General features: G+C 53.2%; 2 tRNA genes and 2 rRNA genes. All 4 read left to right on the top strand.

What is annotated here, in order from left to right:
* Positions 1 to 205: 205 nt before the first annotated feature.
* Positions 206 to 1736, top strand: a 16S ribosomal RNA gene (locus B0G83_RS37710).
* A gap of 65 nt (positions 1737 to 1801) precedes the next feature.
* Positions 1802 to 1878 (top strand) — tRNA-Ile (locus tag B0G83_RS37705).
* A 58-nt stretch (positions 1879 to 1936) separates the two neighbouring features.
* A tRNA-Ala gene (locus tag B0G83_RS37700) sits at positions 1937 to 2012 on the top strand.
* A 317-nt stretch (positions 2013 to 2329) separates the two neighbouring features.
* Positions 2330 to 5211 (top strand): 23S ribosomal RNA (locus tag B0G83_RS37695).
* Together the 16S and 23S rRNA genes with 2 tRNA genes alongside form the textbook arrangement of a ribosomal RNA operon.
* Positions 5212 to 5491: the final 280 nt, after the last annotated feature.

Below are 5491 nucleotides of genomic sequence, written 5' to 3'. Positions count from 1 at the left end.
GATCTTTAAAAATTAACAGCCGATAAGTGTGGGCGCTTGATGCGAGACGCGAGGCGGATCTTTCGGGATCTGCCGCAAAGCGAAAGTATCAAGTCTCACACAGTAATGAAAGGAAGGTTTGAGAATCGAAAGACGATCAAACAATTCGTCAGTACGTTGAGTGAGCGACCGGTTCTTAACGGAACCGAAAAACAGTAACAGGTTTGAACTGAAGAGTTTGATCCTGGCTCAGATTGAACGCTGGCGGCATGCCTTACACATGCAAGTCGAACGGCAGCACGGGAGCAATCCTGGTGGCGAGTGGCGAACGGGTGAGTAATACATCGGAACGTGTCCTGTAGTGGGGGATAGCCCGGCGAAAGCCGGATTAATACCGCATACGCTCTACGGAGGAAAGGGGGGGATCTTAGGACCTCCCGCTACAGGGGCGGCCGATGGCAGATTAGCTAGTTGGTGGGGTAAAGGCCTACCAAGGCGACGATCTGTAGCTGGTCTGAGAGGACGACCAGCCACACTGGGACTGAGACACGGCCCAGACTCCTACGGGAGGCAGCAGTGGGGAATTTTGGACAATGGGCGAAAGCCTGATCCAGCAATGCCGCGTGTGTGAAGAAGGCCTTCGGGTTGTAAAGCACTTTTGTCCGGAAAGAAAACCTCGTGGTTAATACCCGTGGGGGATGACGGTACCGGAAGAATAAGCACCGGCTAACTACGTGCCAGCAGCCGCGGTAATACGTAGGGTGCAAGCGTTAATCGGAATTACTGGGCGTAAAGCGTGCGCAGGCGGTCCGCTAAGACAGATGTGAAATCCCCGGGCTTAACCTGGGAACTGCATTTGTGACTGGCGGGCTAGAGTATGGCAGAGGGGGGTAGAATTCCACGTGTAGCAGTGAAATGCGTAGAGATGTGGAGGAATACCGATGGCGAAGGCAGCCCCCTGGGCCAATACTGACGCTCATGCACGAAAGCGTGGGGAGCAAACAGGATTAGATACCCTGGTAGTCCACGCCCTAAACGATGTCAACTAGTTGTTGGGTCTTCATTGACTTAGTAACGTAGCTAACGCGTGAAGTTGACCGCCTGGGGAGTACGGTCGCAAGATTAAAACTCAAAGGAATTGACGGGGACCCGCACAAGCGGTGGATGATGTGGATTAATTCGATGCAACGCGAAAAACCTTACCTACCCTTGACATGTATGGAACCCTGCTGAGAGGTGGGGGTGCCCGAAAGGGAGCCATAACACAGGTGCTGCATGGCTGTCGTCAGCTCGTGTCGTGAGATGTTGGGTTAAGTCCCGCAACGAGCGCAACCCTTGTCCCTAGTTGCTACGCAAGAGCACTCCAGGGAGACTGCCGGTGACAAACCGGAGGAAGGTGGGGATGACGTCAAGTCCTCATGGCCCTTATGGGTAGGGCTTCACACGTCATACAATGGTCGGAACAGAGGGTTGCCAAGCCGCGAGGTGGAGCCAATCCCAGAAAACCGATCGTAGTCCGGATCGCACTCTGCAACTCGAGTGCGTGAAGCTGGAATCGCTAGTAATCGCGGATCAGCATGCCGCGGTGAATACGTTCCCGGGTCTTGTACACACCGCCCGTCACACCATGGGAGTGGGTTTCACCAGAAGTAGGTAGCCTAACCGCAAGGAGGGCGCTTACCACGGTGGGATTCATGACTGGGGTGAAGTCGTAACAAGGTAGCCGTATCGGAAGGTGCGGCTGGATCACCTCCTTTCTAGAGCTGAACGTGTCGAACGTTGAGCGCTCACGCTTATCGGCTGTAAATTCAGACAGACTCAGGGGTCTGTAGCTCAGTCGGTTAGAGCACCGTCTTGATAAGGCGGGGGTCGATGGTTCGAATCCATCCAGACCCACCACTGTTTCTGCGGTGGCTGTGCTAACCGGTTGAAGGCACCCTGAGGTTCATGTGTGACTGGGGGATTAGCTCAGCTGGGAGAGCACCTGCTTTGCAAGCAGGGGGTCGTCGGTTCGATCCCGTCATCCTCCACCAATCATCAATGCCTAGCGTTCGGTGCGAACCGAGCTTTAGGCATTGGCGATTGAGCCAGTCAGAGTGATACGTGGTTATAGCAACCATGATATCGGCTGTCGTTCTTTAACAATCAGGAAGAAGTAGTAAAGAGATTCACGAAAGATCACTTAGAGATGGGTGATCGAGTAGGTGAATCAGGGTTGTGATTGTATCAATGTATGAAAAGGTGATCGAAAGATCGCCTTGGAATACGGCGCAACACGAATACTCAACCTGTAACGATGTGACGAGTGCTGCGTTCCGAGTGAACGCAGTGTGAGACACACCCGTTATAGGGTCAAGCGAACAAGTGCATGTGGTGGATGCCTTGGCGATCACAGGCGATGAAGGACGCGGTAGCCTGCGAAAAGCTACGGGGAGCTGGCAAACGAGCTTTGATCCGTAGATGTCCGAATGGGGAAACCCACTCCGAATGGAGTATCCATGACTGAATACATAGGTCATGCGAAGCGAACGCGGTGAACTGAAACATCTAAGTAACCGCAGGAAAAGAAATCAACCGAGATTCCCAGAGTAGTGGCGAGCGAAATGGGACCAGCCTGTACTCTTTATCTTCATTGTTAGTCGAAGGCTCTGGAAAGTGCCGCCATAGCAGGTGATAGCCCTGTAGACGAAAACAGCGAGGAAGAACTAGGTGTACGACAAGTAGGGCGGGACACGTGAAATCCTGTCTGAAGATGGGGGGACCATCCTCCAAGGCTAAATACTCGTGATCGACCGATAGTGAACCAGTACCGTGAGGGAAAGGCGAAAAGAACCCCGGGAGGGGAGTGAAATAGATCCTGAAACCGCATGCATACAAACAGTCGGAGCCTTCGAAAGAGGGTGACGGCGTACCTTTTGTATAATGGGTCAGCGACTTACATTCAGTGGCAAGCTTAACCGATTAGGGCAGGCGTAGCGAAAGCGAGTCCGAACAGGGCGATTCAGTCGCTGGGTGTAGACCCGAAACCAGGTGATCTATCCATGGCCAGGATGAAGGTGCGGTAACACGTACTGGAGGTCCGAACCCACTAACGTTGAAAAGTTAGGGGATGAGCTGTGGATAGGGGTGAAAGGCTAAACAAACCTGGAAATAGCTGGTTCTCTCCGAAAACTATTTAGGTAGTGCCTCGTGTATCACCTTCGGGGGTAGAGCACTGTCATGGTTGTGGGGTCCATTGCGGATTACTACGCCATAGCAAACTCCGAATACCGAAGAGTGCAATCACGGGAGACAGACATCGGGTGCTAACGTCCGGTGTCAAGAGGGAAACAACCCAGACCGCCAGCTAAGGTCCCCAAATATTGCTAAGTGGGAAACGAAGTGGGAAGGCTAAAACAGTCAGGAGGTTGGCTTAGAAGCAGCCATCCTTTAAAGAAAGCGTAATAGCTCACTGATCGAGTCGTCCTGCGCGGAAGATGTAACGGGGCTAAGCAATATACCGAAGCTGCGGATGCACATTTATGTGCATGGTAGGAGAGCGTTCCGTAAGCCTGCGAAGGTGCACTGGAAAGTGTGCTGGAGGTATCGGAAGTGCGAATGCTGACATGAGTAGCGATAAAGGGGGTGAAAAGCCCCCTCGCCGTAAGCCCAAGGTTTCCTACGCAACGTTCATCGGCGTAGGGTGAGTCGGCCCCTAAGGCGAGGCAGAAATGCGTAGCTGATGGGAAGCAGGTTAATATTCCTGCACCATTGTTAAATGCGATGGGGGGACGGATCGCGGAAGGTTGTCCGGGTGTTGGAAGTCCCGGTCCTTGCATTGGAGAAGGCGCTTAGGCAAATCCGGGCGCGGAATTCAAGGGTGCGAGGCCATTCACTTAGGTGAAGAAGCAATCGGAAGTGGTTCCAAGAAAAGCCTCTAAGCTTCAGTTTAACAAGACCGTACCGCAAACCGACACAGGTGGGCGAGATGAGTATTCTAAGGCGCTTGAGAGAACTCGGGAGAAGGAACTCGGCAAATTGGTACCGTAACTTCGGGATAAGGTACGCCCCTGTAGCTTGATGCCCCTGCGGGCAGAGGGTGAAGGGGTTGCAATAAACTGGTGGCTGCGACTGTTTAATAAAAACACAGCACTCTGCAAACACGAAAGTGGACGTATAGGGTGTGACGCCTGCCCGGTGCCGGAAGATTAAATGATGGGGTGCAAGCTCTTGATTGAAGTCCCGGTAAACGGCGGCCGTAACTATAACGGTCCTAAGGTAGCGAAATTCCTTGTCGGGTAAGTTCCGACCTGCACGAATGGCGTAACGATGGCCACACTGTCTCCTCCCGAGACTCAGCGAAGTTGAAGTGTTTGTGATGATGCAATCTCCCCGCGGCTAGACGGAAAGACCCCATGAACCTTTACTGTAGCTTTGCATTGGACTTTGAACCGATCTGTGTAGGATAGGTGGGAGGCTATGAAGCGTGGACGCCAGTCTGCGTGGAGCCGTCCTTGAAATACCACCCTGGTTTGTTTGAGGTTCTAACCTTGGTCCGTAATCCGGATCGGGGACAGTGCATGGTAGGCAGTTTGACTGGGGCGGTCTCCTCCCAAAGTGTAACGGAGGAGTACGAAGGTACGCTAGGTACGGTCGGAAATCGTGCTGATAGTGCAATGGCATAAGCGTGCTTAACTGCGAGACCGACAAGTCGAGCAGGTGCGAAAGCAGGTCATAGTGATCCGGTGGTTCTGTATGGAAGGGCCATCGCTCAACGGATAAAAGGTACTCTGGGGATAACAGGCTGATACCGCCCAAGAGTTCATATCGACGGCGGTGTTTGGCACCTCGATGTCGGCTCATCTCATCCTGGGGCTGTAGCCGGTCCCAAGGGTATGGCTGTTCGCCATTTAAAGAGGTACGTGAGCTGGGTTTAAAACGTCGTGAGACAGTTTGGTCCCTATCTGCCGTGGGCGCTGGATATTTGAAGGGGGCTGCTCCTAGTACGAGAGGACCGGAGTGGACGAACCTCTGGTGTACCGGTTGTCACGCCAGTGGCATCGCCGGGTAGCTATGTTCGGAAGAGATAACCGCTGAAAGCATCTAAGCGGGAAACTCGCCTTAAGATGAGATATCCCCGGGGCTTCGAGCCCCTTGAAGGGTCGTTCAAGACCAGGACGTTGATAGGTCAGGTGTGGAAGCGCAGTAATGCGTTAAGCTAACTGATACTAATTGCCCGTAAGGCTTGATCCTATAACAGGTGTGTTTTAATGCCGGTCGGTGCGGGTGCCTTGGTGCCTGTAGTGACCTCATCCCCGAAGGGAACACACGGTTGAGTGATCGATGTTGTGCCTCGAACAACACAACTCCCTCTGGTGAGCATCACCAGAAACTACTTCTTCCAGATTGGCTGCGTGGCCCCCAGAAGCCGCGCGGCAACAAGTCATGCCTGATGACCATAGCGAGTCGGTACCACCCCTTCCCATCCCGAACAGGACCGTGAAACGACTCCACGCCGATGATAGTGCGGATT

This window comes from Paraburkholderia sp. BL21I4N1, from assembly GCF_002973525.1.
In the GTDB taxonomy this organism is placed as follows: domain Bacteria; phylum Pseudomonadota; class Gammaproteobacteria; order Burkholderiales; family Burkholderiaceae; genus Paraburkholderia.
The sequence above is the reverse complement of the archived record's forward strand: the minus strand, read 5'-3'. Positions and strand labels throughout refer to the sequence as shown.